The sequence below is a fragment of the Flavobacterium sp. UBA4197 genome (assembly GCF_002379575.1).
Taxonomy (GTDB): Bacteria; Bacteroidota; Bacteroidia; order Flavobacteriales; family Flavobacteriaceae; genus Flavobacterium; species Flavobacterium inviolabile.
On the sequence record NZ_DFUB01000011.1, the window covers coordinates 22,077 to 38,027 of the forward strand.

18 protein-coding genes are annotated in these 15,951 nt (G+C 38.1%); 8 read left to right on the top strand and 10 right to left on the bottom strand.

Annotated elements, in window-relative coordinates; translation table 11 throughout:
* The first annotated feature begins 130 nt into the window (after nt 1-130).
* Together B3394_RS05970 and kdsB are read left to right on the top strand one after the other, a co-directional pair.
* Nucleotides 131-1,555 (top strand): ATP-dependent DNA helicase, encoded by a 1,425-nt coding sequence (locus B3394_RS05970; protein ID WP_273245855.1) that lies wholly within the window; start codon nt 131-133, stop codon nt 1,553-1,555.
* Nucleotides 1,556-1,590: 35 nt separating this feature from the next.
* Nucleotides 1,591-2,322, top strand: coding sequence for a 3-deoxy-manno-octulosonate cytidylyltransferase (gene kdsB / locus B3394_RS05975; protein ID WP_286914079.1), 732 nt, complete (start codon nt 1,591-1,593; stop codon nt 2,320-2,322).
* Between the two features lie 42 nt (nt 2,323-2,364).
* On the opposite strand, the gene B3394_RS05980 is transcribed toward kdsB, so the two are convergent.
* The 4 genes from B3394_RS05980 to B3394_RS05995 all read right to left on the bottom strand — a co-directional run bounded on the left by B3394_RS05980 (nt 2,365) and on the right by B3394_RS05995 (nt 5,476).
* Nucleotides 2,365-3,060 carry a copper resistance protein NlpE gene (locus B3394_RS05980; RefSeq protein ID WP_286914082.1) on the bottom strand — a complete coding sequence of 232 codons (696 nt, stop codon included), beginning with the start codon at nt 3,058-3,060 and terminating at the stop codon, nt 2,365-2,367.
* A 223-nt stretch (nt 3,061-3,283) separates the two neighbouring features.
* Entirely contained in the window at nt 3,284-3,853 is a 570-nt protein-coding gene (locus B3394_RS05985) for a DUF417 family protein (RefSeq protein ID WP_177734409.1), read from the bottom strand.
* A 69-nt stretch (nt 3,854-3,922) separates the two neighbouring features.
* The gene (locus B3394_RS05990; RefSeq protein WP_286914083.1) at nt 3,923-4,810 is read right to left on the bottom strand and encodes a helix-turn-helix domain-containing protein; all 888 of its coding nucleotides are present in this window, start codon (nt 4,808-4,810) and stop codon (nt 3,923-3,925) included.
* 3 nt (nt 4,811-4,813) lie between these two features.
* Nucleotides 4,814-5,476, bottom strand: coding sequence for a spermidine synthase (locus B3394_RS05995; RefSeq protein WP_273245932.1), 663 nt, complete (start codon nt 5,474-5,476; stop codon nt 4,814-4,816).
* Nucleotides 5,477-5,536: 60 nt separating this feature from the next.
* Here B3394_RS05995 and B3394_RS06000 point away from each other — a divergent pair, with 60 nt between their 5' ends.
* The gene (locus tag B3394_RS06000) at nt 5,537-6,094 is read left to right on the top strand and encodes a 1-acyl-sn-glycerol-3-phosphate acyltransferase (RefSeq protein ID WP_177734411.1); all 558 of its coding nucleotides are present in this window, start codon (nt 5,537-5,539) and stop codon (nt 6,092-6,094) included.
* Between the two features lie 181 nt (nt 6,095-6,275).
* Here B3394_RS06000 and B3394_RS06005 read toward each other — a convergent pair whose 3' ends face one another.
* Genes B3394_RS06005 through B3394_RS06020 form a run of 4 tightly spaced genes read right to left on the bottom strand, consistent with a single transcriptional unit; the run spans nt 6,276 to nt 8,912 of the window.
* Nucleotides 6,276-6,839, bottom strand: coding sequence for a DUF6620 family protein (locus B3394_RS06005; protein WP_286914089.1), 564 nt, complete (start codon nt 6,837-6,839; stop codon nt 6,276-6,278).
* The gene (locus tag B3394_RS06010; protein ID WP_177734413.1) at nt 6,832-7,701 is read right to left on the bottom strand and encodes a hypothetical protein; all 870 of its coding nucleotides are present in this window, start codon (nt 7,699-7,701) and stop codon (nt 6,832-6,834) included. The genes B3394_RS06005 and B3394_RS06010 overlap by 8 nt, the downstream gene beginning before the upstream one ends.
* Before the next feature lie 13 nt (nt 7,702-7,714).
* Nucleotides 7,715-7,957 (bottom strand): hypothetical protein, encoded by a 243-nt coding sequence (locus tag B3394_RS06015; protein ID WP_177734414.1) that lies wholly within the window; start codon nt 7,955-7,957, stop codon nt 7,715-7,717.
* A 4-nt stretch (nt 7,958-7,961) separates the two neighbouring features.
* Nucleotides 7,962-8,912, bottom strand: a complete 951-nt coding sequence (locus B3394_RS06020; protein ID WP_286914092.1) for an SPFH domain-containing protein — start codon at nt 8,910-8,912, stop codon at nt 7,962-7,964.
* A 308-nt stretch (nt 8,913-9,220) separates the two neighbouring features.
* On the opposite strand from B3394_RS06020, the gene B3394_RS06025 reads away from it, so the two are divergent.
* Entirely contained in the window at nt 9,221-9,592 is a 372-nt protein-coding gene (locus B3394_RS06025) for a hypothetical protein (RefSeq protein ID WP_286914094.1), read from the top strand.
* A gap of 155 nt (nt 9,593-9,747) precedes the next feature.
* On the opposite strand, the gene B3394_RS06030 is transcribed toward B3394_RS06025, so the two are convergent.
* Nucleotides 9,748-10,179: a helix-turn-helix domain-containing protein gene (locus tag B3394_RS06030; RefSeq protein ID WP_177734416.1), complete on the bottom strand. Its 432-nt coding sequence runs from the start codon at nt 10,177-10,179 to the stop codon at nt 9,748-9,750.
* A 293-nt stretch (nt 10,180-10,472) separates the two neighbouring features.
* Between B3394_RS06030 and B3394_RS06035 the strand changes: the two genes are divergently transcribed.
* From B3394_RS06035 to B3394_RS06045, 3 genes are all read left to right on the top strand, one after another.
* On the top strand, nt 10,473-11,627 hold the full coding sequence (locus tag B3394_RS06035; protein WP_286914097.1) for a M14 family metallopeptidase: 1,155 nt from the start codon (nt 10,473-10,475) through the stop codon (nt 11,625-11,627).
* An 81-nt stretch (nt 11,628-11,708) separates the two neighbouring features.
* Nucleotides 11,709-12,188, top strand: coding sequence for an Lrp/AsnC family transcriptional regulator (locus B3394_RS06040; RefSeq protein WP_136401578.1), 480 nt, complete (start codon nt 11,709-11,711; stop codon nt 12,186-12,188).
* Between the two features lie 88 nt (nt 12,189-12,276).
* The gene (locus tag B3394_RS06045; RefSeq protein WP_177734418.1) at nt 12,277-12,804 is read left to right on the top strand and encodes a DinB family protein; all 528 of its coding nucleotides are present in this window, start codon (nt 12,277-12,279) and stop codon (nt 12,802-12,804) included.
* A 40-nt stretch (nt 12,805-12,844) separates the two neighbouring features.
* Here B3394_RS06045 and B3394_RS06050 read toward each other — a convergent pair whose 3' ends face one another.
* Entirely contained in the window at nt 12,845-14,944 is a 2,100-nt protein-coding gene (locus B3394_RS06050; protein WP_286914104.1) for an LTA synthase family protein, read from the bottom strand.
* Nucleotides 14,945-15,072: 128 nt separating this feature from the next.
* On the opposite strand from B3394_RS06050, the gene B3394_RS06055 reads away from it, so the two are divergent.
* A complete protein-coding gene (locus B3394_RS06055; RefSeq protein ID WP_286914107.1) occupies nt 15,073-15,951 on the top strand; it encodes a diacylglycerol/lipid kinase family protein in 879 nt (292 codons plus the stop codon).

The following is a 15,951-nucleotide window of genomic DNA, read 5'->3' on the forward strand; positions in this document are numbered from 1 at the left end:
ATTATGGACAAATTTACATTTTTTTTGCAACTGAAACCGATTTACGATAAAAAAGGTATGTATCTTTGATATTCTTTTACAGCACAGCTAAAACTTAGGTTTTACAAGCCTGTGATTATTTTAAACATCCATGAGTTCCAGCAAATTTTATTCTTCTTTAAAACAAAATTTTCCGTATCAGCCAACGCTAAAACAGGACATTTTTTTTCAAAAAATAGCCGATTTTATTACCAATGAAAACGATGATGAGATATTTCTGCTAAAAGGATATGCCGGAACCGGAAAGACTACCGTTATTGCAACCATCGTGAACCAGCTGAAAGACGTTCACAAAAAATATGTATTGCTGGCGCCCACGGGACGTGCGGCAAAAGTGATCTCAAATTATTCCCATAAACCGGCATTTACCATTCACAAACGAATTTATTTCCCTAAAAAGGGTAGCGGCGGCGGCGTTAGCTTTACGATGCAGCCCAATAAATTCAAGAACACCGTTTTTATTGTCGATGAGGCCTCCATGATTTCGGATACCAATTCCGATTCGGGCCTGTATGAAAACGGTTCGTTATTAGATGATCTGATACTCTATATCTATTCCGGTCATAAATGCAAAATGATATTGGTGGGCGATACCGCACAGCTGCCTCCGGTACACATGGACGTTAGCCCGGCTTTGAATATGGATACGCTGTCCATGAATTACAGTATGGAAGTACAGCATATCGAACTGGATGAAGTAATGCGTCAGGAAGAAAAATCCGGTATTCTATACAATGCAACCGAACTGCGGGAAATACTGAAATCCCAGTTTATGGATTCCTTTAAGTTTCAGTTAAGGGGCTTTAAAGACATTGTACGCCTGGAAGACGGCTATGATATTCAGGATGCCATTCAGCAGGCCTACAGCAATTACAGCATTGAAGACACGGCTTTTATTGTGCGTTCCAACAAAAGAGCCAATCAGTACAACCAGCAAATCCGCTTACGGATTCTGGACAAGGAAAGCGAACTTTCTGCCGGCGATTTTATGATGGTAGTCAAGAATAACTATTTCTGGCTGAAAGAAACAGATGAAGCCGGGTTTATTGCCAATGGCGATATCATTGAAATCCTGGAAATCTTTAAGATCCAGGAACTGTATGGCTTTAAATTCGCCAAGGTTAAGATCCGGATGGTCGATTATCCCGGCCAGATTCCTTTTGAAACCGTCTTGATTTTAGATACGCTAACGAGTGAATCGCCTTCATTGACCTATGAACAGTCCAACATGCTGTATCAGGAAGTCATGAAGGATTATGAAGAGGAAAGAACGCAGTACCGCAAGCTCCAGAAAGTAAAAAGCAATCCGTATTTTAATGCGTTGCAGGTTAAATTCTCGTATGCGATTACCTGCCACAAATCGCAAGGCGGACAATGGAATACGGTGTTTATCGAACAGCCGTATTTACCGGATGGTATTAATAAAGATTACATACGATGGCTGTACACTGCCATTACCAGAGCTAAAGATAAATTATATCTTATTGGCTTTAAAGACGACTATTTTGAAAATTGATATTACTTTTAAGACTTAAAACATACTAATTGCACATGAAAATAATAGCTGTAATTCCTGCCCGTTATGCTTCCACACGTTTCCCTGCAAAACTGATGCAGGATCTGGGTGGTAAAACGGTTATTTTAAGAACGTATGAAAGTGCTGTTCAGACCCGATTGTTTGATGATGTTTTTGTAGTAACCGATTCGGAGCTTATTTATGAGGAAATAGTATCCCATGGCGGAAAAGCAATCAGAAGCATCAAAGAACACGAAAGCGGTAGCGACCGTATTGCAGAGGCTATCGAAAATATGGATGTTGATGTTGTGGTAAATGTACAGGGAGATGAACCGTTTATCAATGCGGAACCGTTGGAACAGGTTTTGGATATTTTCAAAAACGATACTGGAAAACAAGTGGATCTGGCGTCTTTGATGCGGGAGATTACCGATAAAAAAGATATTGAAAACCCGAATAATGTAAAGGTAATTGTCGACCAGAAAGGATTTGCCTTATATTTTTCCCGTTCCGTGATACCGTATCCGAGAGAAGAAAATGTAGGCGTACGCTATATGCAGCACATCGGTATTTATGCTTTTAGAAAAGAAGCCCTGCTGGATTTCTACAAATTGCCGATGCTTTCACTTGAAGCTTCCGAAAAACTGGAGCAATTACGCTATTTAGAATACGGAAAACGCATCCGGATGATCGAAACCAGCCATGTAGGCATCGGGATTGACACTCCGGAAGACCTTGAAAAAGCCCGGAAAATGATCCTGTCATAATAAAAAAAGGAGCGTATATTACGCTCCTTTTTTTATTCCCTGTTATTTCTTCAGATATTCTCCTGCCAGCGAACCGCCGCCGCCGCAGAAATACATTAGATCATAACGTTCGTTAAACTTAGAAGTAGAAATTACCGCCATATTGTTTTTAACGGATATTGTCATAACCGCTTTCAAATCCGGATTACTGTCTTTCAGATTCACTTCAATCTGGTTGTTTACCAAAATACCTTTTCCTTTAAACTCACAGCCTTTTTGGGTTGCCGCTTTAAAAGTCACCGCTACATCAAATTCGTTATTCTTAGTATTCGTTAGGGATAACGTCTGGTAATAACCTTTTCCTTCCTCACCCAGGATATAGCTTCCGTTAAGCGATTTCGGCACGATCGGTTTCTCTTTCGAAAGAATGTAATGGGACGCTAATTCCGATTGTATCTCTTTTTTATCCTGATCCAGTATGGCAATGGTACTATCTGTTTTAATCAGATAAAACTCCGTTTGATTGTCTTTAAAAGTAACTTCCACATAAGGACCGTTCAACTTCCATTTCCCTTTTTCTGTTTCGGCAGCTCCTTTGCTATCCTGATACAGTACTGTTTTGGAAACATTTGAATCGTTGTCAAAGGAAAGTGTTGTTTCAATTCCCGGACAATCCGCACATGGTAAAACACCTTCATACATACCCGAAACCGTCCTAGTTACCTGTGTACTGTCGGCTTTAGGTGTTTCAGCTGCCATTGAATCCGTTTTTTTACATGCTGTAAATGACAATAAAGCAACTATTGCTAATGTAGCTAAAGGTTTGTTTATCATAATTTCATTTTTTTATTGTTATTTACAAAACAGCATCAAAAAGCTTACCAAAGTGGTGTTTTTTATGATGTTTTTTCTTAAAAAAATATCCCAACCCCTCCATACTTCCCACATCACATCAAACTTCTAACCTCATACTTCTAATATCTCACCTCACTTTCCTCCGTTCCAGGTATTTTTGCGCCGCCTGGCTCATCGTTACCAGCGCCGCACCCATCATTATCGCATCTTTGATCACCAGTCTGCCGGCACCGCTTAAATATGGAAATCCGGATTGTGCATCGCCCAGATCGGGAACCCAGGTTTCCGGCGTGGTAATCAGGAAAGACAGCGTTACAAAAGACATTCCAAATGCTAAAAAGCTTCCGAAAGCCGATACTCCGGGTGCAAAAGGATAGAAAGCAATTAAAATCCCGATAGCTACAATTAAGGCACCCAGTCCATAGGAAAATCCGTAAGTATTATTCGCTTCGTGCCAGGCTATATTTTCGGGTTTGTATTCGCCTTCCTTATTCATGTGTGTTTTATATTCAGGAGCTTTATAGGTGTAGAAGAAACTCATTAACGGGCTGTTTGCAGCAAAAGGTACTATGCCGTTAGCTTCATAACGAAAAGCCTTTAGTCCGCCAATCCAGACCAAAACAATAATTAAACCCAAACGGGTTACATGCATTCCGGTTTCCTGCAGTCTGGCTGCAAAAGCAAATAATTTGTCCATAAATTTTTAATTGATTGTTATGGTACAAAGTTCTTTTAATTCAAAAACAACCGGAATAGACAAATAGCATTAAGGAATGGATAAAAATCCTTTGCGGATTTTCCATTCTTCTTCCCGGAAATGCTTTGGCGACAATCCGATATGCTTTTTAAAGAACCGGCTGAAATAGTATTCGTCTTTAAAACCCAAATCGGAAGCAATAGCTTTAATCTGGGTATTGGTATGCAGTAATTCCCATTTTGCCTTTAAAAGCAGTTTTTCATTTAGCAATGCCGAAACCGTTTTCTGGTAATACTGTTTGGTAGCATTACTAAGTGTTTTAACCGTCACGTTCAGTTTTTCGGCATAAAAAGAAGGCTGATGTTCGGTTTGAAAATGTTCATTGATCAATGCGGTAAGTGTGGTAAGAAACTCCGGCAGCGGGAGCAGGGCTTTAGCCTCCACGGCATCGGTTTCATTTTTGAGACGGGTCAGTTTGATTAAAAAGATTTTCAGATATGAAAAAACCAGCTCGTTTGAAGCCAGTTCCTCTTCCTTTATCTCATTTTGAATATTCTGAAATAAAACCGATAATTCATCGTGTTCTTTCAGCGGAAGCGGAATTTTTGAAGTGGCATAAATATTATTAAAAAGCACACCGTTACAACCTACCTGATGGTGATAGGTTTCAATGCAGAAAAAATTGGCATGAAACAACAGCAGGGAAGCCTCCGTTTCACTTTTAGGGTGCAAGGCAAATGCCTGATAGGTATTGAAACAAAAAATCTCATTTTCAGCATATTTTGTTTTCATCAAATCGGTTTCCACTGTTCCATTGCCCTGATGTATCCACAGAATGGCAAAATAATTCGTATGCAGCTGCCAGCTTTCCGTTGCTATAGCAACAGCGGAAATCAGGATAGGCGTACTTTCCTTAGAAGCTTTCTTTATTTCCAGATGAATCGGATTGGCCAGCATGATTTATCCTAATTTTTTAATGGTAAACAGCTCGTTATGATCTTCTACTTTCGGGTACATCCTAACGGAATAATGCGCATTGAACTTCGAACGATAGGCGGTATTGCGCTGTTTGTGTTCGTCCGTGAGCACCATTGTATTAAACAGGATAAAACCGTTTACATTCAGCAGGAAATTGATGCGGTTGATAAAGAACTCCTCAAAAAGAAAATTCGGCATTACCGTATCCTGAAAAACATCAATAATGATCAGGTCATATTTCTCGCGGGTCTTTAAAACAAATTCAAAAGCATCGTCTATGACCAGTTCCAGGTTGGGGATTTTATCCAGATCAAAATACTTGTTTGCCAGTTCTATCGTTTTCGGATCTATTTCCACACCGGTTACAGCTCCTTTAAATTTGATTTCATCCACCAGTGTTTTGATCACACTGCCGCCGGCCACACCCAAAACTAAAACCGATTTAAAATTGCGGATTCGCTCAAAACCAATATAATGCAGCCCTTTTCTTAAAATCCGCTGCAAACTTCCATACGAATAGTTTGTATTCTTGGAATCCATAACCAGTTGCCCGTTATTCCAGGTAACTTCCAGATTTTTATTTATTTCCGATTTTTTTTGGTGTATATTTATGGGTATAAAGTAACTCAGCAGCTTTTTAAGTATCATCCATTCACATTTTCTATTCGTAAATATAATGCTATTTTTACACCAAACTTTTTTAAAATGAAACAATTTCTATACAGGTTAATATTCTTTAAATGGATGGGATGGAAGATAAACGGTGCGATTGCTCCGGAAATCAAAAAGTGCATCATGATAGTGGTACCGCATACCAGCTGGCACGATTTCTACCTTGGTGTATTTACCAGAGGAATATTAGACCAGGAAATGAACTTTGTCGCTAAAAAAGAACTGTTTAAATTCCCTTTTGGAGCCTATTTCAGATGGATGGGCGGCGCACCGCTAAACCGTCAGAAAAACGAAAACAAAGTAGATGCCATTGCCAAAGTATTTGAAGGAAAAGAGGTTTTCCGCCTGGCGATCGCTCCCGAAGGAACCCGGAAAAAAGTAACGGAATGGAAAACAGGATTCTATTATATCGCCATGAAAGCCGGTATTCCGATAGTCCCGGTTGCTTTTGACTATGGCAAAAAAGAAGTAAAAATTGCCGCACCGTTTTACCCTACCGGTGATAAAGAAAAAGACTTTAAAGCATTACAGCAACATTATAAAGGAGTCATCGGGAAAATTCCAAAATACAGCTTTGTACCGGAAGCATAATTAAAAAAAAGAAATTGATTGCCGGACTTTTTATTTCCGGTTAAGAAGTTTGTTAATGGGGAGGGCTTTATAGTTCGAAAGAAATTGATCTCTTTCAAACTATAAAGCCCCGAATAGCTGGTGAACAGCTTTACGATAACAAAGTTTACTAAACAGGAACCGCTTGTTAGAGCCGGTATACCTAAAACTCCACATCATCTGCTACGTTGCCTCCTTGTTCAGCAGCAAATTTTTCGGAATATTCCTTTTCTTTTTGCTCCCTGTAGTCTAAATAATACCGCATTGTTTCGAGCTCTTCGTTAGCAATTGGCATCCATTGCATAGCCACCGACTGAAAATCGCCCAATGAAATCCCGAAATTATCCTGTATCCATTGTGCGCCGTCATATCCGTAAGCATAAGCGGCCTGCCGGGCTCCATTGAGCTCTTCATAGAAATAACGGTCTGTTTGCATCTTTTCAAGATTCTTCGAACCTTCTTCGCTTATTACCGTTTTCAGGTTGCCTAATTTCGGATGATCGCCTGCTTCTGCAAAATATTGCCCAAAAATTGTAACTACTTCATAGGTGCTGTCTTCCTGCATTCTTGCTCCCCAAAGCGCAGAGGCTTCTTCAAAAACTGCCTTTTCAATTCCCAATACTTTCAGGATTTCGTTTTGGTCAACTCCGGATGACATTTTTGAAGCAATAGCCGCATAATCATACAATGTAATCCCGTGAATGGGTTCTAATAATGGATTACTCATAATTTTCTGTTTTGTATTCGTTTAATAATCGGGTATAAAATTTTTCGTGTTCTTGCTGCATATCCGGATTTATCTTGTTCCATTCATCAAACATCGCCCGTAAATAATGTTGGTATAATTTCGGAGCTTTGTCTTTCAATTCCTGCCATTGCTTCTCTAAATCCTCCATTTGTGCTGTTTTTTGCTGAATACTGTTCTGATCATTTTCGAAAATAATGTTCAGCGTTAATTGGTGTTTTTGCTGATGTAGTTCTTCCATTTTTTCAGGAATTTCATAATACTCTTTCAACAAATGCGCTGTTCGTTGTTCGGCAAGGCTTCTTCCCAGATGTTCCAGCATTTTTGCCTGCGAGCTTGGCTCAAAAGTATTCCGGGTACTACAGGCGGGACAAGTGATATAAGCGGTTGTAAAATAGATTTTTTCAATCGGGACAGGGCTTCCGCATTGGGTACAGCGAAATTGATCTTTGATGGTTTCGTACTCGTCTAAAATTTTCTGGTATTTCACTTCATAATCTTCCTGATCGGTACTGTCTATTCTTTCACGGCAGTCCTGATACAATTCCTCTAACTGATAGAATCTGTCGTAACATTCGGTTCTGAATTCAAGGTAGGTTACAAAATCATCTTCATCGTAAGGAAAATACGTTATTTTTTCCTCCTTCACTTCACGGGCTTTTTTTACAATGTTTTCCATCTGACCTAATACGGCCGATTTCATCCTTAAATATTCCCGTCTAAACTGGCCGGTATCGGAATTGTTTATCGTTATCAATTCCGGAATAGAGGCTTCTGTAAACTCTTTGAGCTTGCCTTCTAATTTACTTATGAAAATAAAAAATCGTTCCTGGGTTGCTTGCATGATCATGTATAATTTAAGAGTTATCCTCTTTTTTAATATTAATTCCATCCGATATTTTTACGGAGAGAAACGTAAAGCCACAATAAGCACAGTGGGTTAATCCGTCATCTTTTGCTCTTCCGGCTCCGCAATTGGGGCAGGTTCTTGTCGCTACTTTTGCAGCTTCATCCACAAAATCGCCTCCGTACGATTTTTGTTCTTTGGCTTTCTGCTTCATTTTCTCTAAAATGGAAAGCGGTTTTTTCTTTTCTTCCATAACCTTATAATTTATCAATCAATTCTGTTTTTTTGGCTTTATATTCTGTTTCGTCAATTAATCCGCTTTCAAAAAGTGTTTTGAGTTTTTGAAGCTTTGCCGTAATGTCCTCTTGTGCGGCTGGCGGATTCATTTGCTGCTGCATTTGGTTCATCATCATTCCGGCAATCATTCCGCTTGTCGTGCCTTCATTGGCAACAGTGCCTTGTTGCCCGATAGCCTGTGCCGTACTGAACCGGGTAAATTTATCCATATCGGTTACCATGTTCATATTCGTGATTTTATCATAATGTGCCGAAACTTCGTCGGGCAGGGTAACGCTGGTAATCGTAAACGTGATTAAATCAATACCGAATTGAGCAAAATACGGTTTTAAGAAAGGCGTTATTTTTCCGCCTAATTCCGTTATATTCCCGGCGATGTCTTTTACAGCAATATTTTCCTGCGCTAAAACCTCGCCGAATTTCGGAGCAATAAAATCTCTTAATTCGTATTGCAGTTCAAAAATGGTAAAGGTCCGGTAAGAACCTGCATACTGACGAAAGAAGGTTTCGAAATCCTTTATCTGGATATCAAACGTTCCGAAAGCCCGGACACGAACCTGTCCAAATTCAGGATCCCGCATCATAATCGGAGCAGGCGTACCCCATTTGTTGTTCACAAACTGACGGGTGTTTACAAAATAAATATCGGCTTTAAACGGACTTTGAAAGCCATATTTCCAACCTTTTAAGCGACTTAATACCGGAATATTTTCAGTACTTAAGGTATGTAGTCCCTGTTGAAAAACATCGGCTAATTGTCCTTCGTTCAGGAAAACGGCAATTTGCGATTCCCGGACCGTGAGCTTTGCCCCGTTTTTAATCTCTTTGTCGGTGTCCTCAAACTTCCACATCAACAGATTCGGATCCGGTGTGGCAGCTTCAATAATGTCAATGAATTGTGATGTTATCATACGCTATTAGTGTTACTATGTTTGTATTACGTAGCACGTTTTTTCGGGGGGGGGGAAAATAGGGGGAAGGGGAGATTAGTGAGAACCTGAAACTTCACAGACAAGATTTCGTCTGCAGTCTTCAATTCACTGTGACTAAATTACGAAAAAAAACATTCCGTTGCAAAATACTTCTGACAAATCCGGAAACCAATACGATAACAGCAGGCTGATTCTCTTAAAAAAACCGTATATCATTTTTTTTCAAAAAAATAAAACCAAACCTTTTACTATTTCGTATATACCTGTATTAATCAGAATATACGATTATGAAAGTCCGGTTATCAGTATGTATTCCACCCGTATCTTTCTGTTCCTGTAATCAGGATCAGGATATGAATACCTGCCCGTTACCGACAAAAACATACAAAAGAACTTTTTCTTCTTCCGGTAATCTGATGGTTTTAACAGATGTAGGCGCTGCCACATCGCATACCGACGGCGGTATTATTTTAAGTAACAATTTCCCGGATGCATTTACAGCTACACCGAACATGGGAACAATTGCTATGAGTAACCAGATTAGAATTTATGAACCGGGCAAAATGCCTGGGAATCCTGTAGCTATTGCCAGCGAGAACATTACTAAAAAGATATTTATCGCGGAACGATTAGGGAGGAGGAAATGTTCTTTTATTTAATGCATCAATGACGAATGGTGATTATGCACCGGAGTCCAAACGTTTAGAAGCAGGCGTTACTGCTGTTCATTAGATTCGTAAATAAATTGTGATACATTTTGTTTTGGGTTAGTTTGAGGTTAGGACCTCAGTTGCATTATGCGGCTGAGGTTTTTTTATTGTTGTTCATAATTTTTAAAAGTCCCGTCTTTATAAAAAATCACGATACGCTCTATCGCATCCGGATTATTAAAAATGGGAGGAAGGGCTGTTTTTTCGTTTCCGGAAACCTCTTGTCCGGAAAATGTTGCCGTTGAAAATAAATCCGGTATATTTTCTTCTACGGCATATTCCTGTATCGTTGCCGTATTAATGGCATCCGATTTTGGAAAAGTACCCTTGCCATTAAGAATCCAGTACAAATCCACTTCCGGGAAAAACTCAATAATTTTTAAGATAAAATCAAGACTCGGTTTGTTTCTGCCGGAGAGCAGGTGAGACAAACCGGAACGCTGCACACCGATCTTATCGGCAAACGAAGAAGCAGATAAACCATAATAATCCAGTATTATTTCCAGTCTTTTAATAAAATCATCTGTGTTTACCATTGTAAAGAAATATTTCAATTTGCAATATTACAAATGTAAACAAATAGTTCTATCCAAACAACTTTACAACTGTAAACAATGTTTATATGATTAATATCTAACTTCAAATATAGCGCATCAAAAACTTGATAATAAGAATTATATGAATTTAATTAACAAATTACAAATATAGTAACTATTGCATCCTGACTCCTGTAAACCGGTGTTTACAGGGATAACATAAATACATATTTTCTATGTTTACAATTGTAATTTAATAGATGTTTACTTTTGTAAATAGAAAATAGTTACAAATGGAATTTCAGAAGATATTCGAATCAAACAAAGAACAAAGCCTGTATGGCCGTTATATCACCAACACCCATATCGAACCGTTACTTACAAAACTGGGCAGTGATTTTACGGTTAGCAGTAGCGGAAAATCCGTAAACGGATTACCTATATATACTATTAAGGTAGGCAGCGGTTCCGTAAAATTGTATATGTGGTCACAGATGCACGGAAACGAGTCCACGACCACCAAAGCTTTATTTGATTTATTAAACCTGTTAAACAGCGAATCGGAGCTGGCAGTTTCCTTTAAAAATGCCTTTACCTTTTGCATTATCCCGATCTTAAATCCGGATGGCGCGGCAGCCTATACCCGTGTAAACGCCAATGAAACTGATCTGAACCGGGATTCTGTTGCGCTGAGTCAGCCGGAAAGTAAGCTGTTACGCCAGCTATATGAAGAATTTCGGCCTGATTTTTGCTTTAACCTGCACGACCAGCGTACGATTTTCGGAGCCGGTCCGGAAGGTAATCCGGCAACAGTCTCATTTTTAGCACCTTCTTATAATGAAGAACGGGAAATTAATGAGGTCAGACAGCAGGCAATTAACGTTATCGCTGCAATGAATGCCGAATTACAGAAACATATCCCCAATCAGGTAGGACGCTTTGATGATTCCTATAATATTAACTGTATAGGCGATATGTTTCAGACACTGGGAACGCCGACGATCCTTTTTGAGGCAGGGCATTTCCAGCAGGATTATGAAAGAGAAGTGACGCGGAAAATGATTTTTATTGCCTATTTAGTTGCATTGCTAACTATTTCAAAAAACGAACATGTTAGCAATAAAACGACAGAATATTTCGATATTCCTCAAAATAAGGTAGTTTTTTTTGATTTTATTTACAAAAATATCAAAACAGATTGTGCTGGTAAACAAAAAATTACTAATTTTGCCGCCCAATACAAAGAAATCCTGGAGGACGGAAAAATTAATTTTCAGGCATTCATTTCAGAAGCAGGTGCGTTATCGGGTTATTTTGGACATCAGGAATATGATTTCAAAAATAAACCAATTACAAACGATAAAGGAACCACACCCGCAATTAATGACAACGCAAATTTTTTAGTAGATAAAAACGAGAAAATTGTTAATGGTTTGCTAAAAAAATAATAATTCGGTAATTATACTGAATAATTAGTGTTAATTTGTCGTAGATTTGCATTTTAAATATAAATAGATAAATATAACTTTATGAGTAAGTTTCGTTTGGATGAAGTAGATCATCAAATTTTAGATATGTTGATTGATAATACGAGAGTACCTTTTACAGATATTGCTAAAAAATTGTTGATCTCAGCAGGTACTGTACATGTGAGAGTTAAGAAAATGGAAGATGCAGGAATTATTCAAGGATCTTCATTAACGTTAGATTACGAAAAATTAGGATATTCTTTCATCGCTTACGTTGGGGTTTTCCTTCATAATACTTCTCAAACTAAATTTGTACTTGAGAGAATTAACGAAATTCCTTTTGTTACTGTAGCACACGTAACTACAGGAAAGTTTAATATCTTCTGTAAAATCAGAGCAAAAGATACCAAACACGCTAAAGAAGTTATCTTTATGATTGATGATATTGATGGTGTTTACAGAACAGAAACCATGATTTCATTAGAAGAAAGCATCAACGACAAAAAACGTTTAATGCACACTATCTTTAAAGATATGTAATCAAAATATTTTATTTTTTAAAACCCTCAGGCGAAAACCTGAGGGTTTTTCTTTTTACATTTACGGTACAAAAACAAATTTAACGCTAATGAATCCGACACAACTTGAACCAGGCGAATATGCCGCTTATTATCAAACGTATATTGATGCTTTAGATAAAAATATAAACCTGATAGAAGAAATGGAAATCAGCCTTTACAGCACCATTAAATTCATACAGGACATCCCGATGGATAAATTCGATTATCGTTATGCAGAAGGGAAGTGGACCATTAAAGAGATTATACAGCACATTATTGATGCCGAACGTGTTTTTGCTTACAGAGCGCTGCGCTTTTCAAGAAGCGACCAGACGCCTTTGCCCGGTTTTGAAGAAAATGAATATGCCGAAGTGGTAAATCCAACGGCAAACAAACGCCATTTAAAAGATTTACTAACCGAATTAACCCTGGTGCGGCATGCAACCATAGCACTGTTTAAAAGCTTTACGCCGGAAGATCTTTTAAAATCTGGTATCGCCTCCAATAACAATATGTCTGTAAGAGCAATCGGATTTGTGATTATCGGACATCAGAACCACCACGTCAGCATATACAAAGAACGTTATCTTTCTTAAACCCATAAAAAAAGCCTGTAATTACAGGCTTTTTTGTTGTTTATTTTTGTTGGTACAAATGATTCTTTAACAGGTAAGAAGCGGTCTGGTAGTAGGAAACGCTTTCGTTTACCAGATCCTGGCGGATTTTCTCAATCGGTTTCTGCTCATAATACAGCTGGAATTCTTCGCCAACACCCGCTTTAGGATCTAAAGTCAGCGAGAACTGTTTTACTTTCTTAACCGGAGAAATGATGGTCATCACATTGTCCTTGATAAAGCCCAGATCCTGATACGTTGCCATAAAAGCTCTTGGTTTATAATCGGCCTGAAACACATCCTGACCAAAGAACTTGCTTTGATAGCTAAAGTTAAGCATTCCCATTAAGGTTGGCATAACATCAATTTGCGACATTAATACCGTATGTCTGGACGGTGTCACAAAACCTGGCGCATAGATCATCGCCGGAATGCGGTATTTGTCTACAGGAAGTTCCGTTTTTCCGGAGCTGGAAGCACAATGGTCGGCTACAATAACAAAAATGGTATTGTTAAACCAGGGCTGTTTTTTTGCATTGTTAAAAAACTGCTTCATGGCAAAATCGGTATATTTCACACCACCTTCTCTTTGCTTGGAATTGGCAGGAATATCAATCCTGTTTTCCGGGTACGTAAAAGGTCTGTGGTTACTTACGGTCATAATATGATTGAAGAAAGGCTTATTTTCTTTCGCTTCTTCATTCATTACCTTGATTGCTTTTTTGAACAAATCTTCATCACAAACGCCCCAAATATTCTGAAACGTTATTTCTTCCGGTGTAAATACCTTTTTATCTACAATATCATAACCGTTTCCTCCGAAAAAGTCCTGCATATTATCAAAAAATGCATCTCCTCCGTATAAATATTTTACAGTATATCCTTTTTGTTTAAACACATAACCGGTTGAAAATTTATCTTTATTGTCTTTTCGTTTTACAACACTTTCCCCGGCTGTTGGCGGAAGGGATAAAGTTACTGCTTCCAAACCTCTAACGGTTCTGTTTCCGGTGGCATACAGGTTGGTAAACATCAGACTTTGTCCGGCTAAGGAATCCAGGAAAGGCGTGATACCCTGCTCATTCCCGTAAAGTTTCATAAACTCGGCACTTAAGCTTTCTACGGTAATCAAAACAACATTTTTGTGTATTTCAGTACCTTTACCGGTAATTTGTCTTGTGGTAGTATTACCGGTTAAATCCGGAATTTGTTTTTGAAGCAGCGCTAAAGCCTCATTTTCCGGTAATGTATTGTAAAATTTAAAGTAATCCAGCTCACTATTCATAAAAGCCAGGTAAAAACGGTATACACCATTTGCCTGTAATTCGTTGGTAAAAACATTTTGTGATTTCTCCTGTTTGGCCAAAAACGGAATTGCTGCCAGAGAAATCAGAAACAAAACAGCATAACCGCCGGTAATCATTAACTTTTCAGTAAAAGTAGGCAGGTTATTTAAATATACTTTTGATTTTTTAACAATGATATATGTCGACAATAAAGCAGCGATTCCAATCCCGATAAACAAAGGAACAACCGGATAAGATTCCATGATGTTCCCGATTACCGTATTGGTATATACCAGGTAATCAACCGCTATAAAGTTATATTTTACCCCAAATTCATTCCAGAAGAAGAATTCGCTGACCGCATTCTGGATGATACACAGCACGAAAATAAACAACGTAATGGAAAACAATGCCAGACGCAGTTTATGACGGTATTTCGGTAAAAACAATAAAGCCCCGAACAATACCGTTTTTAAAGCGACGAAGCTGATCCCGATTTCCGGTAAAACACCACCGTATTCATTTAAAATAGTATTACAGAAACTAACATAACCTAAAAGTGCTACTAATCCCGCAAAAATAAGATACCCCCATGGTTTGTAATATTTTGAATCCGAAAGAAACAACAGGTAAATCCACAGAAAGGCACTGGCGATCACGAATACAAAAAAATCAGAAACGATTCCGAATGTAAATATTTTCAGCACATCCAGAACGCCAAAATGAGATTGGGTGATCGGATGAAATAACAATACTATTCTTAAAATAACACTTACAGTGATGTAAAATATTGCTAAATTATAAAAGGGGGCAATTTTTTTAACAATTGTAGACATAAATTGGTTTTTTGGCAAAAATATAAAAAAAGGAATGCAATATTAATAAATTTTTGGAAGGATTATTTTTAAAAATATATATTTTTGCAAATTATAATTACACTTACTCAGTTTACCCATAAATATTAATGAAATACATTCACTTTATTGTTAATCCGATTTCAGGAAAAGGCAAACACAAAATAAGAAAAGAGGATCTGGAAGCATTCTTCCCGTCAAATGAATATAAGATTGTTGTTGATTATTCCGAATATAAAAAACACGCTATCGAATTGACGAAGAATGCCGTAGCTAAAAATCCGGAAATGATTGTAGCCTGCGGCGGTGATGGAACGATACACGAAGTAGCATCTGGACTGGTAAACACCTCAATTGCATTGGGTATTTTACCGGTAGGCTCCGGTAACGGTCTGGCTTCCAACCTAAGCATTCCTAAAGACTTTGAAAAAGCAATACGGATTATCAAGCAGGGAAATGAATCGGCTATAGATGTAGGTTCGATCAACAATCATTATTTCTTCAGTAATATGGGGCTTGGAATAGATGCCTTAATTATTAAGAAATACGAAAACATGCCCACCCGTAACCTTTCTACCTATGTAAAGGCTTCTTTGCAGTCGGCTATGGGCTATAAGGCCAATAAAGCGATCGTACATTGTAACGATACCGTTTTTGAGGTAAATCCGATGCTTTTGTTTATTTCCAATTCCAATGAAATGGGATACAACATGAGCCTTACGCCAAAAGCAAGCCTTCAGGATGGCTGGTTAGACCTGTTGGTCGTATCCAAATTGAATATTCTTGAACAGCTTTATTTCGGTTCGTTAGTACTGATGAGCAAAACAGAAAAATTCAAAAAGGCAAACAGCCAGCTTGTAAAAGAGGTTAAAATTGAAATGGAAAATAAGGATAGTATTGCCATGCAGCTGGATGGTGAATATTATGAATCAAAAACCAATATCTTTAAAATAAGCATATTGGAAGGATCACTTAAAGTTGTAAATTAA

What these genes read in the sequence shown, in the direction of transcription:
- B3394_RS06045 (WP_177734418.1), top strand. Translation starts at nt 12,277, where the DNA reads ATGAATCCGACACAACTTGAACCAGGCGAATATGCCGCTTATTATCAA.
- B3394_RS06010 (WP_177734413.1), bottom strand. Translation starts at nt 7,701, where the DNA reads ATGCAAGCAACCCAGGAACGATTTTTTATTTTCATAAGTAAATTAGAA.
- B3394_RS05990 (WP_286914083.1), bottom strand. Translation starts at nt 4,810, where the DNA reads ATGCTGGCCAATCCGATTCATCTGGAAATAAAGAAAGCTTCTAAGGAA.
- B3394_RS06050 (WP_286914104.1), bottom strand. Translation starts at nt 14,944, where the DNA reads ATGTCTACAATTGTTAAAAAAATTGCCCCCTTTTATAATTTAGCAATA.
- B3394_RS06015 (WP_177734414.1), bottom strand. Translation starts at nt 7,957, where the DNA reads ATGGAAGAAAAGAAAAAACCGCTTTCCATTTTAGAGAAAATGAAGCAG.
- B3394_RS06055 (WP_286914107.1), top strand. Translation starts at nt 15,073, where the DNA reads ATGAAATACATTCACTTTATTGTTAATCCGATTTCAGGAAAAGGCAAA.
- B3394_RS06005 (WP_286914089.1), bottom strand. Translation starts at nt 6,839, where the DNA reads ATGAGTAATCCATTATTAGAACCCATTCACGGGATTACATTGTATGAT.
- B3394_RS05970 (WP_273245855.1), top strand. Translation starts at nt 131, where the DNA reads ATGAGTTCCAGCAAATTTTATTCTTCTTTAAAACAAAATTTTCCGTAT.
- B3394_RS06035 (WP_286914097.1), top strand. Translation starts at nt 10,473, where the DNA reads ATGGAATTTCAGAAGATATTCGAATCAAACAAAGAACAAAGCCTGTAT.
- B3394_RS05985 (WP_177734409.1), bottom strand. Translation starts at nt 3,853, where the DNA reads ATGGACAAATTATTTGCTTTTGCAGCCAGACTGCAGGAAACCGGAATG.
- kdsB (WP_286914079.1), top strand. Translation starts at nt 1,591, where the DNA reads ATGAAAATAATAGCTGTAATTCCTGCCCGTTATGCTTCCACACGTTTC.
- B3394_RS06030 (WP_177734416.1), bottom strand. Translation starts at nt 10,179, where the DNA reads ATGGTAAACACAGATGATTTTATTAAAAGACTGGAAATAATACTGGAT.
- B3394_RS06040 (WP_136401578.1), top strand. Translation starts at nt 11,709, where the DNA reads ATGAGTAAGTTTCGTTTGGATGAAGTAGATCATCAAATTTTAGATATG.
- B3394_RS06020 (WP_286914092.1), bottom strand. Translation starts at nt 8,912, where the DNA reads ATGATAACATCACAATTCATTGACATTATTGAAGCTGCCACACCGGAT.
- B3394_RS06000 (WP_177734411.1), top strand. Translation starts at nt 5,537, where the DNA reads ATGAAACAATTTCTATACAGGTTAATATTCTTTAAATGGATGGGATGG.
- B3394_RS06025 (WP_286914094.1), top strand. Translation starts at nt 9,221, where the DNA reads ATGAAAGTCCGGTTATCAGTATGTATTCCACCCGTATCTTTCTGTTCC.
- B3394_RS05980 (WP_286914082.1), bottom strand. Translation starts at nt 3,060, where the DNA reads ATGGCAGCTGAAACACCTAAAGCCGACAGTACACAGGTAACTAGGACG.